The following is a 16738-nucleotide window of genomic DNA, read 5'->3' as shown; positions in this document are numbered from 1 at the left end:
GCGACCTCCTGCTCGCTGCGCTCGGCCCGAATTGCATTCGGGCTCACCCATTTTTTCTTTCGTGTGGTTTTGTGTCTTTCGTGGTGCGAAAATTCTGATGGGGAGGTTTTATCTGTTCCCATTGTGTGCGATACCGGGTTGATAGTCGCCAGGCGGGCCGACACATGGGACGGCCCCTACGATGAACGGGTTGGCTTTGTTGTTCTGAATTATGCATTTGCTCTGACAGTTTCCCGTTGCCTGCGGCAACCCCGAATTGCATCCGGGGCTACCCGGTTCGAGAGGTTTCCCTTGAATTGGACCAGCAGCGTGTAAGCCGGAAACCTCGTAAGTAATTGTAATATACCTGACAGTATACGGCGTCCGTGTGCCACCGCTCGGCTTGTCCGACGGTGCCGAATGGGTGTGGAAACTTTGATTCCGGATGGCACGTGATAGCTGCGACCTCCTGCTCGCTGCGCTCGGCCCGAATGTGCATTCGGGCTCACCCATTTTTTCTTTCGTGTGGTTTTGTGTCTTTCGTGGTGGATAATTCTGATGGGGAGGTTTTATCTGTTCCCATTGTCCGCGATGCCGGGTTGATACTCGCCAGGCGGGCCGACACATGGGACGCGTTCGTGCGATGAACAGGTTGGCTTTGTTGTTCTGAATTGTGCGTTTGCCCTGACAGTTTCCTGTTGCCTGCGGCAACCCCGGATTGCATCCGGGGCTACCCGCTTCGGGGGTTTCTCCGGGTTTGTACCAGCACCGTCGGACCAGCACTGTGTCACCTGGAAACCTCTTAAGTAATTGGACTATGTCCAACAGTATTTGACGTCCGTGTGCCACGGACCGGCTTGTCCGGCCGTGTCGAATGGGCATAGGAAGCCTGTTTCCAGATGGTATGTGGCAGCTGCGACCTCCTGTTCGCTGCGCTCACCCCGAATTGCATTCGGGGTTACCCTTTCTTCTCTCACATTATTTTCCCATTAGCCGAACGGCGTTAGCCGCGGTTTTTGCGAACGTGATATGAAAGCCGGGGATAATGGTTCAGCGGCTCATCTGGAATGTTTTACGGTGAAGAACGTTAACACCTTTTTGATCCTTCTTTTGATCTGTCAGTGGTTCGGGATTTTCATGTGCGGAGAGTGGGGCACTTTTTTTATAATGTCTGGTGAAACGTGAAAGAGGACGTTAGCACCAGCTCTGTGGAGCAAGCTGATCAGTGGCATACGCCCGTCTGATTTTATAGGACATTTGCAGGAGACATTGCAAATAAGATAGAGGCTTCCGGGTGCCATGGCCGGCTTGTCTGGCCGGGTTGAATGGGTAGGGAAAGTTTGATTCCGGACTGTACGTGGCAGCTGCGACCTCCTGCTCGCTCCGCTCGGCCCGAATTGTATTCGGGCTTACCCTGTTTTTTGGGACGGCGGGCTGGTTGCTCAAAACACTGTCTGGCAAGCCGACAGATGGCACCCGGTGATATCCTGCCTTGCAGGTGGGAACTGGTTCACTGAGCACCGTTGGACAAGCCAACTGTGCCACCCGGACGGGCAGACAAATGGCACCCGGACGGGGGAGAGGACATTGATATTTTGTTATTGTTGTTGGATTCATTCTGGTTTTTATTTTGTATTCGATCTGTGGTCAGTGGTTTCGTTGCATGTTGGGTTATTCATGGTGGATTATTTTGTGGAAAGTCATGGGGGCGTCAAGGTGGATGAACAATACAATGTGGCGATACGGGTTGACAGGGGACCGATCTGCTGCGACGTCGGGGCGGTGCCGGGACGAAGCTTTGCGATGTGCGGCGACCCGCAGGCTCACATCACGAACGGGTGTGGTTTCAGGCAGTGCAAATCGGGAAAAAACAGGCTCATTTATAGTGAAGGCCTGGAACAAGTGGCCCGTGTTTCAATGCACTGTAAACTGGTCACGCGCGCGACTCAGTTAGGCGCTTATCGCCAGCGGCGCGGCGGGGTCAAGTACAGTTTGAGCAGTCGAGGTGATCCGATTGTCAGCAGTGTGGTTTACGCAGGTGTTTCTTCGAACTCGTTGAATTCTTCCATCAGCGAATTGATGGCGTCGGATGATCCGAGGGCAAAGATGCTGTCGCCGGCGTTGAGGATGGATGTGCTCGGCGGTGGCATTTGAGGCTGCTGGCCGGGTCGACAGATGCCGACAATCATGATGCCTTTGGTGCTGAAGTCGGTCTCGTGTAATTTTTTGCTGCAGTACGGATTGGCTTCTGTGATCTGCAAATCGGCGACTTCAAAACCGCCTACGTGTTTACTGGCAACTTCGACAAAATCTTCGACGGCAGGATGAATCATGAAACGGGCAATTTTCACGGCGCCACTGCGGAACGGACTGACCACGCGATTGGCGCCCGCGTGTCGGATTTTATCACCGGCTTTGTCATCACTGGCGCGGGCGATGATCTGGAACTGGGGATTAAGCATGCGGGCGGTGAGCACAACGTACACATTGTCGGCATCGCCGGGCAGAGCGGCTGCAAGGGACTTGGCATTTTCGATACCTGCACTTTGCAGGATGAAGTCATCGGTGGCGTCGCCGTGAATATAGAGCCAGCCTTTTTCTTCGCAGGTCAGCTGCAGACGTTCGTCGTCTTTATCGATGACGACAAACGGTTTTTCGCGTTCGTGGAGGTATTCACAAATGGAGGCCCCCATACGACCGATGCCACACACGATGTAATGGCTTTCGAGGTTTGAGATTGCTTTCTGCATGCGACGTTTCTCCAGGATAGAACTCATCTGCTGACGGACGATCCACTGACCAAGCTGTGAGACTGAATAGGTAAAAATTCCCAGACCGAACATGAGGTAGAAAATGATAAACAGCTTGCCATTGTCTGACAGTGTTACCGGATCTTCATACCCGACGGTGGTGGCGGTGATGACAATCATGTACAGGCTGTTGAGCCAGGTGGCGTCTTCAATCCAGCGAATTCCCACCGTCCCGAAAATGGTAAAGCCCACCAGCAGCAAGACGATACGAATAAACTGCGCAACGGACTGCTTCTGCTGTTTCGTCTGATTCGGAGGTACGATGAAATGAAAAACCATGCGTGAGAGTTTACAGTCTGAAAAGTAATTTAGATAGAAAACTCGTTTGAGCCGGAGGTAATAATATGGTTTCGGGTCGGCCCAGATCGGCGAGAAGAAACTCTGCTGCCTGGATACCGCTGCGAACGGCGCCTTCCATCGTGGCAGGCCAACCGGTGGAAGTCCAGTCTCCCGCCAGATAGAGCCCTGCGACTTCGGTCCGCTGGGAGGGGCGAAGTTGTTCGACACCAGGCTGAACGGAAAAGACGGCCTGGTGCTCGGTGACCATGCGACTGTGCAGCAGCTCTGCGGTGCTTGCTTCGGGCCAGACCTGAGCCAGTTCTCTGATGACCGCGCCGATGATCTCAGCCTGCGTGCGTCCCTGCCGGGCAGATCCGGTCAGTTGGTGACTGGCGGAGATGACGATCTGGTAATAATACCCGTTCTCTGAATCAGCATTCTGCATGAGGCGACTGCGGTTGAACATCCACTGCGAAAGCATATCGACGAAGACAGCATGCGGCAGGGTCGTAATCTCACGATCGAACCAGAGATGCACGCTGGTAATGGGGGCGGATTCCAGCTGCTGAATGCCGACCAACTTCTCGCGGCCGGGGAACTCTGCAGGCAGGAGATCGAAGACCCGCTGGTGGGGAACTGCAAGTACGACCTGTCGGCAGTCGATTTCGATTCCGTCACGCAACTGAATACCAGTGATGTTTGAGCCATCGATCCGGATGTTTTCGACGCCGGTCTGCAGCGCGATTTTGGTACCTCGTTGTTTGAGATATTCCTGAATCACTGTGCCATACAACTGTTCGAGGGGGACGGTGGGAATCAGCACCTGCCAGCTGTCGCGAGCCCTGAGAAAACCATCGACGAAGACCTTGCGGGCATGCGAGAGGCTGATGCGATCGAGAGATTCACTTAAGGCGCTGACAAGAACCACGTTCCAGAAACGGTTGATTACGTTGGAAGATTGTCCGTGCTCCGCCAGCCAGTCGGCGATCGTGGGTTCATTGTCGGGATCCATTTTCGCGAGCGCCAGTTGTTTCAGGCCGCGGACGAGCTGGACTTTTTCAGACCAGGAAAGATAAGAGAGTCCGCCGAACGCAGGCAGCAGATGCAGGGGGGCCGGCAGCAGCGGGCTGGCGGCGAAGCGATTGACTTTGAGCTGCTGTTCTTCCGCAGCGGGGCCAACAGAGTCGGGACCGACGAAATAGAGTTCGGGTGCACGCTGAAAGAAACTGCTGATGCCAACGGTTTCACAGAAGCGGTTGAATTCATGACAGCAGCCCATGCTGACATGCTGACAGTTATCGATGAGCTGTTCTGACTGTTTGTCGGCGAAGGAGCTGGCACGGCCTCCCAGTCGGGGGCGTGACTCGAACAGCGAGACGGGAATGCCACGATCTGCGAGCGTCGCTGCACAGGCCAGGCCGGCCAGACCGCCTCCGATGATGACAACTTCTGACTGACTGGCTCCCACCGGATTATCCTGACGATCTCAACTGGTATTTTAAGAAAACGAGCCCGGCCTGAACATTGGATCTGTATTTCCTGACATGGCTGACCTAGACTATGTCTTGTGTCTTTTCAGACCTGGAATGCCACGTTGGTCGAAATGGTCCACACGCCCGTTGGCGTGTTCGCCTGATATTGACCACCTGTCAATACAGGATTAATAGTCCACTGATTTTACTACAGCGTCTCCAGGGGCATTGGGACTTAGTATCATAAAACGAGAGACGCTCTAATAAAATACGATGCGATCCAGTATGTGAGGATACCGAAAAATCAAACTGATCCTAGGGATGACTTCGGGAAATCATGAAATATCCGGGGATTGAACAACTGCAGCGTATCTCGACGCGCTGGCTGCAGACCGGCAGGAACTTTATCTATCCGCCCCGCTGTTCGCTGTGTGGAATGGAAGCCGTGTGTACCGGCGTGAATTGCGGAACACAGATTGAAGAGATCGTGCCTGCCCTTGCCCGGGTCTGTCAGCGGTGCGGTGCTCCGGTGGGTCCGCACCTGGATTCCAGCGGAGGTTGTACAGATTGTCGAGGTGAGAAATTCCGGTTTGCGAAGGCCGTCGCACTGGGGAAATATGAAGGACCATTGCAGGAATTCATCCTGAATCTCAAGCAGAACCATGGTGCTTACCTGGGGGGCGGTCTGGCCAATCTGCTGTTCTACCGGAACCGGGGATTCTTTGAAGAGCTGGAAGCCGACCTGATTATTCCGGTCCCGTTGCACTGGACATCTCGTCTGCGGCGCTCGCATAATCCGGCCAGTATCATTGCAGAGGCGTTGTCACACCGCTTGCAAGCGAAATACAGCGGTAATATACTCGCGAAACGAAAGAAGACTCCCCCCCAGACCAGTTTAACTCCTCAGAACAGGAGAACGAATCTACGCGACGCATTTCATGTCCGTAGACCCGGTCGGGTTAAAGACTTAAGAATATTACTGGTTGATGATGTCATGACGACAGGATCAACTGCGAATGCTGCGTCTCGTGCTCTTCTGCAGGCAGGAGCCAGCGAAATCAACGTAGCAGTCATAGCCAGAGCGCCGCGTATATGACTTTAGAAAATCAAATCTCCACACCCGACGGTTGCTGTCAGCGTGGATACAACAGACAAGGTAAGTACCTCGATGGATGCGAGTACCACTCCTCCTGAAAATAATCCTGCTCCGAAGCCGCAGAAGAAGAAGATTGGCAAAAACCATCGCTTTTTCCTGCGAGGGCTGGCCATCAGTCTGCCTCCGATTCTGACGCTGGTGATTGTGATCTGGGTCGCCGGGATTGTGAATGACTATATAATCACGCCGACCACGACCACGGTCCGATACTGTATCGCCTACTTCACGGATGATTCTCAGCCCCGCGATAATTTTGTGGAGATGGAACATCTTCCCCCGCTGGAATACTGCCGCAACAACTATCTGATCAACAGAGCGGACGTGGACAAGGTGCGAGCGATCGAACAGGAAACAGAGTCTCAGATTCTCAATCGAAAAAAACTCAGCTCATACGCCTGGGTCCCTTTTGGAGATCGTGCAGTCCCTTATCTTGATTATCGTGAAGTTGCCAAACGCATTCGCGAATCGGATATGCCGCCCACGGCGATGGGCCTGTACATGGAGCTGGCAACGACCCGCTGGTTCAAGAGTCTGTTTCACCTGAGTGCGGTAGCTGTCGCGCTGACCATTGTTGCGCTCTACTTCTTGGGACGTTTCGTGACGGCGCGGATAGGTGCCTGGATGGTGGTGAAATTTGAGCAGGGAGTGCTGGCAAAACTGCCGGTGGTGAGCAACGTCTATTCCTCTGTCAAACAGGTAACCGACTTTTTCTTCAGTGAAAGTACCGTAGACTACAGCCGGGTCGTCGCAATCGAATATCCCCGGCGGGGTATCTGGTCACTGGGATTTGTCACGGGGGACAGTATGCTGGAAATGACGGTCACGGCGGGAGAGCCCCTGGTAGCCATCCTGGTGCCGACCTCCCCGATGCCGGTGACTGGTTATACAATGAGTGTTCCTAAAAGCGAAATCGTCGATTTGAATATAACCGTGGACCAGGCGTTTCAGTTCTGCCTGTCTTGTGGAGTGTTGGTCCCCCCCCAACAGCGGGTCACCGATGAGCTGCTGCGGGAAGAGTTGGGAAAACGCCTGCTGGGAGACCGTAAGCTGGCGGGATTCAAAGTCCAGATTGCGCCTCCGATTCCGACCACGCAGACATCGACCATCGCGAACGAGCATACGTCAACAGAAGGAAAGCCGAAAGATTCAACCGGTACCGATCCTGAAGAGCCAACCCCGCCACCGGGGGGATCGAAGTAAGCGGAATTCCTGATTCAAAAACAGCAGGGCGGCTGAACCGCCGATCGTAAGTCATTTAGACTGTGTCCCGTATTACTACAACGTCTCCACGGCCATTTGGACCAAGTATCATAGTTTGAGAGACGCTATGGTGAAATGTGATACGCTCTAGAATAAAAGTGGAAAGTAGAGTGATGGACCAGACATCAGAAGAACGTCCTTTGCGGATTGCAACCCGTGCCAGCAATTTGGCACTGTGGCAGGCTTACTACGTTTCGGATCTGCTGAAACAGCAGACCAGCGAACGCCCGATTGAAATTGTTCACATTACATCCGAAGGAGACCGCGATCTGACGTCTCCGCTTTCAGAATTTGGTGGACTGGGTGTCTTTACCCGCGAAGTACAGAAAGCGGTGCTGGATGGTCGTGCTGATATCGCCGTCCACAGTTTAAAAGATCTGCCTACCGAACAGGCGCCGGGGTTACAGCTGGCAGGAATTCCGGAACGGGGCCCCCTGTACGATGTGCTGATTTTTCCGCAGGAATCAGAAGCCGTGGAGCGCATCGCCGACCTGGCTCCCGCTGCCAGGATTGGTACCGGCAGCCTGAGAAGACGCGCACAACTGCTGCATCAGCGGAGTGATCTGCAGATGCTGGAGGTGCGTGGCAATGTGGAAACCCGTCTCAAGAAGCTGGACGCGGGGGAATATGATGCGCTCTGCCTGGCCGAAGCCGGGATGGTGCGTCTGGAACTTCTTGAGCACCGAGCGTTTCTCATGCTGCAGCCTCCGAAAGTTTTCCCAGCGGTGGGACAGGGCGCATTGGGTATTGAATGCCGCACAGAGGACAGTGAGACGGCCGCGTTGCTGGCTGGATTGTCCGACCCGTCCACCCAGGCGGCGACCACAGCAGAACGGAGCCTGTTGCGTCATTTGAGAGCAGGCTGTCACGCCCCCATTGGAAGTCTGTCGCAGACTGCGGGCGACCAGTTGACTCTGGAAGCAGTTGTATTGAGCGCGGATGGCCAGGAACGGATCTGTGCTTCGGTCAGCGGTGCGTTTGCGGAAGCTGCAGAAATCGGCGTCAGGGTTGCGAAAGCATTGCTGGCGGACGGAGCGGGTCGACTGATTTCCGAAACGGAAGATTCCTGAATGCCCTGCCAGCAGTTCACCGGTGCCAGTGACGTCAAGCCTGAAAAAGACCTGTAAATTATTTCCCTATTCTTCAATAAATCGCAGTGTATCATATGTCGATTCTGCGGAGCAGATGAGTTATACTTTGGGCATAAATGGACTGACTCAAATAACGTAATCAGGAAGTGCGGAAGGATCGCGACATGGAACGTCACCCTTATCGCCCCGGCTTATCCGGGATTGTTGCTACCGAAACTGAGATCTCTCAGATTCAGGAAGGACTCACTTATCGGGGTTACCCGATTGATGAACTGGCGCGGGAAGCGGCGTTCATCGAAGTAGCCTACCTGCTGCTGCACGGTGAACTGCCCAGCCACGAACAACTGGCTGACTTTCAGACTCTGCTGATTGAAACCGGCTCCCTGCCTCTCCCCGTTATCGCGGCACTTCAGGCAATTCCGCCTCACATCGACATGATGGAAGTGATTCGCAGTGGTGTCAGTCTGCTGGCGCACTTTGATCCCCAGATGGAATATGGTGTCTTCCAGTCAGAGATCTCCAATGCGCAATATCTGCTGGCGATGCTGCCTCAGTTGATTTCGTATCGTTATCATCTGGTGCGTGGCTCTCGACTGATTGAACCGAACTTCCATCATTCCTACGCGGGCAGTTTCTGGTATATGCTGAAAGGGGATGAACCTTCGCAGCTGGAAGAAGAAGCATTTAACGCCGCCCTGATCATTTATGCCGACTATGGTTTGTCTCCATCGACTTTTGCCGCGCGGGTGGTGGCATCGACGGGCAGTCCCCTGTATTCCGCGGTCTGTTCTGCCATTGGTTCGATTAACGGCCAGCTGCATTGCAGTTCGGGAACCGCTGTACTGGATGTATTGCAGGAAGCGGTCCAGTCGGGTAACGCCGAGGAATGGGTCTGTCAGGAAATCACCAGGGGACGACGCGTGCTTGGGTTTGAGAACTCTCACCACAAGCCCCGCGATCCCCGCTCTGCGATTCTGAAATCGTATTGTGTTCAGCTGGCAGATGCCCTGGGACAGAACGAAATGGAAAATGCGGCAGACACGATCGAAGAGATCATGGGAAAAATACAGAAGGTCCACCCCCGGGTTGAGTGGTATGCCAGTCGACTGTTACATTACCTGGGCTTTGATCCGGAACTGTTCACTCCGATTTTCACTGTGTCGCGGCTGGTCGGTTGGGTCGCTCATATTGTTGAGCAAAGTGAAAATAACCACCTGTATCAACCACTGTCCCGTTACGTGGGGATGGATCAGCGAAAATACAAACCGCTGCCGTTACGCAGCTGATTCGACCTTGTCTTTATAAAACAGTCGCAAGAGAATTGGCAGCAGTACCAGCGAGCCGAGCATCCCGCCGATCATGGCGACACTGACCAGCGCACCGAAATAGATCAGTGGAATGAAGTGCGAAAGTGTCAGCACGCTGAAGCCGGCCACCAGTGCGCAGGTGGCAAAGATAATCGCCCGACCGACCCCGCGGTGCGTCCAGCGAATGGCATCCACGACCGAGGCGCCTCGCGAGCGTTCCCGCAGAAATCCGGTGATAAAGTGAATACTGGAATCGGTAGTCAAACCCATCGAGACACTGGCAATCATGGCGGTGCCGATATTGAGTGGCAGATTGAACCAGCCCATCGCACCGACCACCAGTACGATGGGAAACAGGTTGGGGATCATGGAGATGATACCGATTTTTATGCTGCGAAAGGCGATAGTCATCATCGTCAGAATGCTGGCACCCGCCAGTAAAAAGCTGAAGAGCTGATCGTTAAGCAGGCTGTCAATCAGATAGGCCAGCAGAATAAAAATGCCGGCAGCCTTACCGGATTCGATGGTTTTTACATCAGCAGCATCCGATTTTTCTGTGACCTTCGAACCAGGGAAGTGTTGCTTAGCCAGAGTATCGACTTGATCGATGAGCGAAAGCTTCTCTTCTGCCGACTGACGTTCCAGGGCGCGGAGAACAATTCGCATTCTGCCTTTTTCCGGATTATACAGGCTGCTGACAAAATCGGGCTGCAGGCTTTTAATGGAATCAAGTTTGGACTGAAGCGGATCCGAGGCGAACGGAATCGACGGGATGAAGTCCAGGGTGTCGGTAATTGAGATCACTTTTGTGAGTTGCTGTTTATCGGGCGGGTTGACCTTATTCAGATCTGCTGCCAGCGCACGGACCCGGTCCAGATACTCTTCGTCCAGTCTGGGAGGAGCCGGAAAATTGACCTCCCAGGTCGAGGCGCCGCCCAGTCGGGTCTCCACAAAGTTGAGCGCCTGTACGATATCACTGGAGTCGCGAAAGTTCTTACTGAAATCGGTTTCCACCTTCAGACGGGAGAAGCCTCCTGCCGCGAACAGAACCAGCAGGACTGTTCCCCCCAGGATGAAGCGAGGATAACGCTCGGTCCCCAGGCAGACTTTTTTGAGGATGCGTTCCAGCCCCTGCTCGGAGGAATGTTTGAGGGGCGCACTGAGATATCCGAGTGAAATTCCCCCCGGGAGTAACACCGTTGATGCGATCAGCACCATCATGGTTCCCAGTGCCATCATGATCCCGAAGCTGCGAACCGGTGCAATCTCACTGGAGAGCAGTGATGCGAAGCCCGCGGCTGTCGTGGCGCAGGTCCAGAAGATCGCCGGCAGAAGTTCGACCATCGTCTGGCGAATGGCCCGTGGTCGGGAAATGTTATTACGCTGCAGTTCCTGGAAGTGGACCGCCACGTGCGCTACCGTCGCGATACCGATAATCGTCACCAGGGAATTCAACATGGAGCTGACCATGCTGAGCTGAAAGTCCCCCAGTACCAGGATGGCTTCGGTCCAGAGAAGCGAGCAGATCACCACCAGCAGAGGCAGCATCACCCACCGCAGCCGACGGAACAGGAGGAACAGGACCAGTGCCAGAAGGTTGAGCGAAACTTTGAACAGGATGTTGCCGTCTTCTTCAACATAGCGGAACATATCGTGCACCTGCACGGGCTCTCCGACGACATAGGCTCGAGGAGTGTGTCCTTCGGCAAGTTGACGGATGCGGCGGAATGTTTCTCCCCGGGGAACAGGAGAGTCTTTTTCGGGCAGCAGTCTGAGCACGATCGCGGTTGTCTGATTATCATCGCCAATCAGCACCCCGCGGAAGAGCTCGGTCATCTCATCCTGTTTTCTCTTAATCAGAGCCCGCAGAAAGAAATTGAGTTTGGGAGGCGAAAGTGCGTCGGCAAGATTCTGGGTGACTTCGGCATTGACGCCGGGAACCTTACTCAGATCCTGTGAGAACCTGCGCACTTCCAGGAGCCCTTCGGGCTCGAGCAGATCGGGAGTGGTATACGCGACGAAGACAAATTCATCACCGCCAAACAAGCGTTTGCTTTCCAGATAATCCAGCAGGTGTGGATCATCTTTGGCGTAGAGCGATTCGATCGACTGTTCAAAAGAGAGTTGAGACGCGGGGTAGATCGCCAGGCCGGTGAGGACCATAAAAATGAGCAGCAGTATCCAGCGCAGTTTATAGAGACGGTCTACCAATGACTCCAGCCAGCGCTGCGGGTGACTACTCATAAGGTAAGACCATATCCTGCTGCCTGTCCGGCATTCAATACGAAACTATGCGGCCCGTTGCCATGATACTGGAATACTTCCAACGCACACGCAACCCATCTTCTCTTGTCGAACTATAGCTCACTGTAAGCACGATTTCATTACTAAGTGAGTGTTTTTTGCAACGTGTTGATTTTTTACAACCAGAATACTTCAGAACCATCAGCATCGATATTTCCAGATGTCTGGATCATGCCACGACACGCTCACGCCCAGTCCCTACAGTCGGCAGAAATCTCATAAAACCCCTGCTTCGATCTGGAGTGTCCCCTTGTTTCTGATGTATGAGATCTGCATACTTGAAGCAGTTTCCCCTCAGTTAACTGCCGTCCCAGCCTGGCTTTGGGAATTGAAGTACCAGTTCGGGCAAACATAAACATCAAACGGACAGACTCGGGAACCGCCTTTTACGCCTCTTTGGATTGATGCCTTGGATTGATGTCTGTGACAAAACCCAAATTCCTATCCACCGCCCTGCTGCTGGTTCTGCTGCTGGCTGGCGGTCTGCGTCTGATGATGGTGGTACTGCAGAGCGATCAACTGCAGGAAGATCGGGACGCTTACATCGCGATCGCCGTAAATCTGGCCAGCGGGAATGGATATTCATCCGGTAATGCAGCTATTGTCGACGGGATTGAGCCGACTGCATTTCGTCCCCCCTTGTATCCCTGCCTGCTGGCTGCCCTGTATTATGTGAAAGCGGGCAGTCTGGGTGTGGGGTTGTTGCAGGTGCTGCTGGGAGTACTCACCGTCTGGTTCACGTGGAAAACGGGTCTGCGATTGCGAATGCCAGTCGGGGCGCTGGTCGCTGCAGCGATTGTGGCCACCGATCCGGTCTTACTGCAATATACGAGCTATGCGATGACGGAAGTGCTGTCTGCGTTCCTCACCAGTCTGCTGATTTATATGCTGGCATTGAACCTGACGGAAGAAACGACTCTGCCAGACACCCCAGAGAAGGCATTCAGGACATTCGCGACCGGCCTGGTCTGGGGACTGGCGATTCTCTGTCGACCGACTTATCTCGCATTTTTCGGACTCTGGTTTCTGGCGAGTCTGTGTAATCCGGTTTTAAAACGGATTCTCAACACACCATCCAAGGGGCTGGTATGGCGTCAACGAACATATCTGTCAGCGGGAATTCTGATCGCGGTTTCTCCCTGGCTGATACGGAACCTGGTTGTTTTTCATGCCCCCATTCTGACAACCACTCATGGCGGATATACGTTGCTGCTGGGAAATAATCCGGTATTTTATCAGGAAGTCGTTCAACAACCGTGGGGCACAGTCTGGTCTGGTGAAAGTCTGGATGCCTGGCAGAAAAGCCTGGAGCGCGAGATCGAAAACACGATCCCCCCTGTGAAAAGCGAGCAGGAACGGGATCGCTGGATGTATCAACGAGCGAAAGCGAATATCGCAGCTGATCCCTCTCTGTTTGTACAGTCCTGTCTGCTCAGATTGAGACGATTCTGGAACTTCAGCCCGTTGAACAGCAGCCTGGTAGAATCGAAACCACTGATTGGCTGGGGGATTACAGGTTACTATCTCCTGATACTGACAGGCGCCGGAGCAGGCGTTCTGCTGTTAACCTGGAAGAGAGAGTCAGGCTGGGGGCCAATAATCTGGCTCGTTTTCAGCTTCACAGCGGTCCATCTTTTCTATTGGACCAACATGAGAATGCGGGCGCCCCTGGTCCCGGCAATCGCTTTGCTGAGTGTTTATGGCTGGTCAAAATCTATGGAATTTCTGAAATTGCGGAAACCAATTGCGACGAGAGAACAGGAAAGCCACAACACGTTATAAATCAGTAGTTTACAACACTTTATTGAGTTGTTCCGTGGCAGCGATTGTTATTGACACTCTTTCAGAAATCGACCTATAATCCGCGCCCATTTATCCCGGTCCAGTCGGCGGAGTTAAGTCAACTGACCTCAATTCGTTACACTCTGCCTACCGAACCTTCAGTACCAGAGCGTATTCCATTCCCTACCATTTCCTCTTCATCAGAAGATTGACCTACCCGGTTATCACTTCAGGAGTGCCCGTGTCGGGCGAGATCAATTCCGTTACCCGGTATGTTTCGCATCGCATCTGGCAGGTAATTGTTTTCTTAACATTGCTTGGCGGACCGGTGACGGTTGCGCCTGCACAGACCAGTTTTTTCGGCGCCCCCAAAGCATCCTATGAAGAAGCGGAATACGAGCCTTCAGAAAAAGAACCGATCTCCATCTCTGCAGAGTATTCGCAGCAGTGGGAAGAAGATTTCGTCAGCGTCTCGATTCTGAAAGGGAACTGCCGCATCCAGCAGGGTGATGCGATCCTGCGATCCAGACAGATGGTGATCTGGCATCGGAAAACGCGTCAGACTGATCGCCTGTCTGTTTACCTGGAAGGCGAAGTTCGCATCGATCTGCCGGGAGAATCCAAATCGGAAAACAGTCTGCTGGTCAACCTGGTGACTGAGAACGGTTTGAAACAGAACTTGAGACGACCTTCACAGATCACCGTGGCCCCCGATGATCCGGTTTTGAATCGCGCCATTGAACGTCGGGGGATTCCGCACGACCATCAACTGAAACGCGCCCAGTTTATTGTCGAGAAACCTCCCCTTGAAGGTCCTGAATTAAGTCCGATTCCAGAACAGGAAATCGTTACTGATTTCCGCAGGATTCGACTCTTCCCCCGCAGCGCCGTGCCGTATAACGTTCAGAGCTTCCCTTCAACACACACGGTCCCCCCGGAACAGATCTGGGTCATTACCGGCGGAGTGAACCTGCTGATCGATGGGGTAGAGGGTCTGGAAATGGTCGACATGTCTGCCGACCGGATCATCATCTGGACAGACGGACGGAACACGCAAAACTTCAACTCCGAGATCAGGCAGTCCAAAGAGACACCCTTTGAAATCTATCTCGAAGGAAACATCGAAATTCGTCAGGGCACATACCTCCTCAAAGCGAACCGCGCGTTTTACGATGCCCGTGAAGAGCGGGCCGTCATGCTGGACGCTGAACTGAAGACGCATCTGCCTGAACTGGGTGAAGATGTCAGGGTCCGCGCCAGCCAGATTCGTATGCTCTCGAAAGGCGCTTATCTGGCACAGAACGCCTGGGCTACCGGCAGCCAGTTCGGAAAGCCGGGATATAAAATGCAAGCTTCAGATGTCTTTATCGAAGACCGCTATACAACTCCCTGGCTGGGATCAGGCTCCAACGAACTTGATCCGGTTACAGGACAGCCGCTACCCGGCAAACGTGCGTGGATGACGAGTTCCAACAACACCTTCGAGATAGGCAACGTACCTCTGTTCTATCTGCCTTATGTCAGCAGCCCGGTGGAAGACATTTATTTTCCGATTACCGGTTTGAGATTTGGAAACGACCGCATCTTCGGTTTCCAGGTCGAAACGGAATGGGATATGTTCAAATTATTGGGACTTGAACGGCCAGCAGGTACGAAATGGGAAGGCCAGCTTGACTACTACTCGGATCGGGGAGTTGGAATCGGCCAGTCCGGAAACTACCAGGGAGCCAACCTGCTTGGTTTTGACAATGTCTTCAATGGAAATGCAGAGGCATTTTATATTCACGACAGTGGCACAGACAACCTTGGTCTGGACCGCCGCGATCTCGTTCCGTCTACCAAAGATCGCTATTTCCTGAACCATCAGCACCGGCAGACATCTCCTTTTGGTATGACGCTCACAAGCGAAGCCGGGATTTTCTCTGACAGAAACTTTCAACAGCAATATTTTCTATCCGACTTCAATAACCGTAAAGATGTGGAAACACTGTTACATCTCAAGCAGCAGCAGGACAACTGGTCCTGGTCGGTTATTGGCAGAACCAAGCTGAATGATTACGAAAATACGACAGACTGGCTGCCTAAAGCCGATCTGTTCCTGCTGGGAGAACCACTGCTGGGCAACCTGCTGAGTTGGACATCCCACTCCTCCGTGGGATACGGAAAACTGAAGCCGGGCTCGGCGCCTTATAATCCGCAGCAGGATGTCTTTACTCCTCTGCCTTTCATTGCCGATTCCCAGGGTCTGGTCGCGATGACCCGCAATCAGCTGGAAGCACCATTCAATCTTGGTCCTTTCATTCTGACACCTTATGTCATGGGGGAAGCAGCCTACTGGGAACAGGGTCTGCAACAGCAGCAGATCGACCGCCTTTATGGCTCAGCTGGTCTACGCGGCAGTATTATGGCAGAGCGTATTTACCCGGACGTCTATAATCCTTATTTCGACTTAAACGGCCTGGCACATAAAATGGTGCTGGAAGCAGATTACTCCTTCAGCGATGCCAGCGAAAACCTGTCCGGGATCGCACAATATAATGAATTTGATGACAACGCTCAGGAACTGTTCCGCGAACGCCTGGTCATCAACACCTTCGGCGGAACGCTTCCGCCTCAGTTTGATCCCCGTTTTTATGCAGTTCGTACGGGAGCCGGCCGTGGTGTCACTGATCCTTATTACGAACTGGTTGACGATCAGCAGGTGCTACGCATGGCATGGCGTCATCGACTTCAGACTAAAACCGGTCCCCTCGATCGGCTGCGAACCAAAGACTGGATGACCCTGGATCTGGAAGCATCCTACTTCCCGGATGCGGACCGCGATAACTTTGGTGAAGACTTTGGTCTGCTGGGTGGACACTATAAATGGTTCCTCGGAGATCGAACCACGATGGCAGCTAACGCCTATTACGATGTCTTCGATGGTGCCCAACAGCTGTGGGATGTCTCGATCACCAGCCAGCGCACCAATCGACTGGCAGTCAATGTGGCGCTGCAGCAAATCAAAGGGGGCGGCGATCTGGACAGCCAGATATTATCTGCCAGTCTGAACTATGTGATGAGTCAGAAATGGAGCGCGGGTGTCAGCACCGCCTATGACCTGGGCGAAAATGTCAATCGCGGACAGATCCTCTCGCTTACCAGGACCGGTGCTGATTTTGTCACGAGCCTGGGCATGTCTTATAACCAGAGCACTGGAAATGCCGGCATCGGTTTAACCATCATGCCCCGGTTTGGAAACTTTGGCGGCACGGCTTCTGATTTATCCTCAGTTTTAGGTAACTCTGCTTCACAATAG

Annotated in this window: 9 protein-coding genes; 6 read left to right on the top strand and 3 right to left on the bottom strand. The window is 53.4% G+C overall.

Translation table 11 applies throughout. The features are described from left to right. Positions 1-2009: 2009 nt before the first annotated feature. On the bottom strand, positions 2010-3068 hold the full coding sequence (locus AACZ40_RS12890) for a potassium channel family protein (RefSeq protein WP_291167013.1): 1059 nt from the start codon (positions 3066-3068) through the stop codon (positions 2010-2012). Positions 3069-3078: 10 nt separating this feature from the next. Then, positions 3079-4536: a hydroxysqualene dehydroxylase HpnE gene (gene hpnE, locus AACZ40_RS12885; RefSeq protein ID WP_339674597.1), complete on the bottom strand. Its 1458-nt coding sequence runs from the start codon at positions 4534-4536 to the stop codon at positions 3079-3081. A 341-nt stretch (positions 4537-4877) separates the two neighbouring features. Between hpnE and AACZ40_RS12880 the strand changes: the two genes are divergently transcribed. The 4 genes from AACZ40_RS12880 to AACZ40_RS12865 all read left to right on the top strand — a co-directional run bounded on the left by AACZ40_RS12880 (position 4878) and on the right by AACZ40_RS12865 (position 9333). Further along, entirely contained in the window at positions 4878-5636 is a 759-nt protein-coding gene (locus AACZ40_RS12880; RefSeq protein WP_291167009.1) for a ComF family protein, read from the top strand. A 72-nt stretch (positions 5637-5708) separates the two neighbouring features. Next, positions 5709-6896: a DUF502 domain-containing protein gene (locus AACZ40_RS12875; protein ID WP_291167008.1), complete on the top strand. Its 1188-nt coding sequence runs from the start codon at positions 5709-5711 to the stop codon at positions 6894-6896. A gap of 173 nt (positions 6897-7069) precedes the next feature. Beyond that, positions 7070-8026: a hydroxymethylbilane synthase gene (gene hemC / locus AACZ40_RS12870; protein WP_291167006.1), complete on the top strand. Its 957-nt coding sequence runs from the start codon at positions 7070-7072 to the stop codon at positions 8024-8026. Between the two features lie 185 nt (positions 8027-8211). Then, a complete protein-coding gene (locus AACZ40_RS12865; RefSeq protein ID WP_291167004.1) occupies positions 8212-9333 on the top strand; it encodes a citrate/2-methylcitrate synthase in 1122 nt (373 codons plus the stop codon). Here the strand turns inward: AACZ40_RS12865 and AACZ40_RS12860 are convergent. Then, complete coding sequence (locus AACZ40_RS12860; protein WP_291167002.1) at positions 9322-11598, bottom strand: MMPL family transporter; 2277 nt, start codon at positions 11596-11598, stop codon at positions 9322-9324. The two genes, AACZ40_RS12865 and AACZ40_RS12860, sit on opposite strands and share 12 nt — an antisense overlap. A gap of 483 nt (positions 11599-12081) precedes the next feature. On the opposite strand from AACZ40_RS12860, the gene AACZ40_RS12855 reads away from it, so the two are divergent. Continuing rightward, positions 12082-13440, top strand: coding sequence for a glycosyltransferase family 39 protein (locus AACZ40_RS12855; RefSeq protein WP_291167000.1), 1359 nt, complete (start codon positions 12082-12084; stop codon positions 13438-13440). A 241-nt stretch (positions 13441-13681) separates the two neighbouring features. Next, the gene (locus AACZ40_RS12850; protein ID WP_291166998.1) at positions 13682-16738 is read left to right on the top strand and encodes a hypothetical protein; all 3057 of its coding nucleotides are present in this window, start codon (positions 13682-13684) and stop codon (positions 16736-16738) included.

The organism is uncultured Gimesia sp., assembly GCF_963972345.1.
Lineage (GTDB): Bacteria > Planctomycetota > Planctomycetia > Planctomycetales > Planctomycetaceae > Gimesia.
The sequence above is the reverse complement of the archived record's forward strand: the minus strand, read 5'-3'. Positions and strand labels throughout refer to the sequence as shown.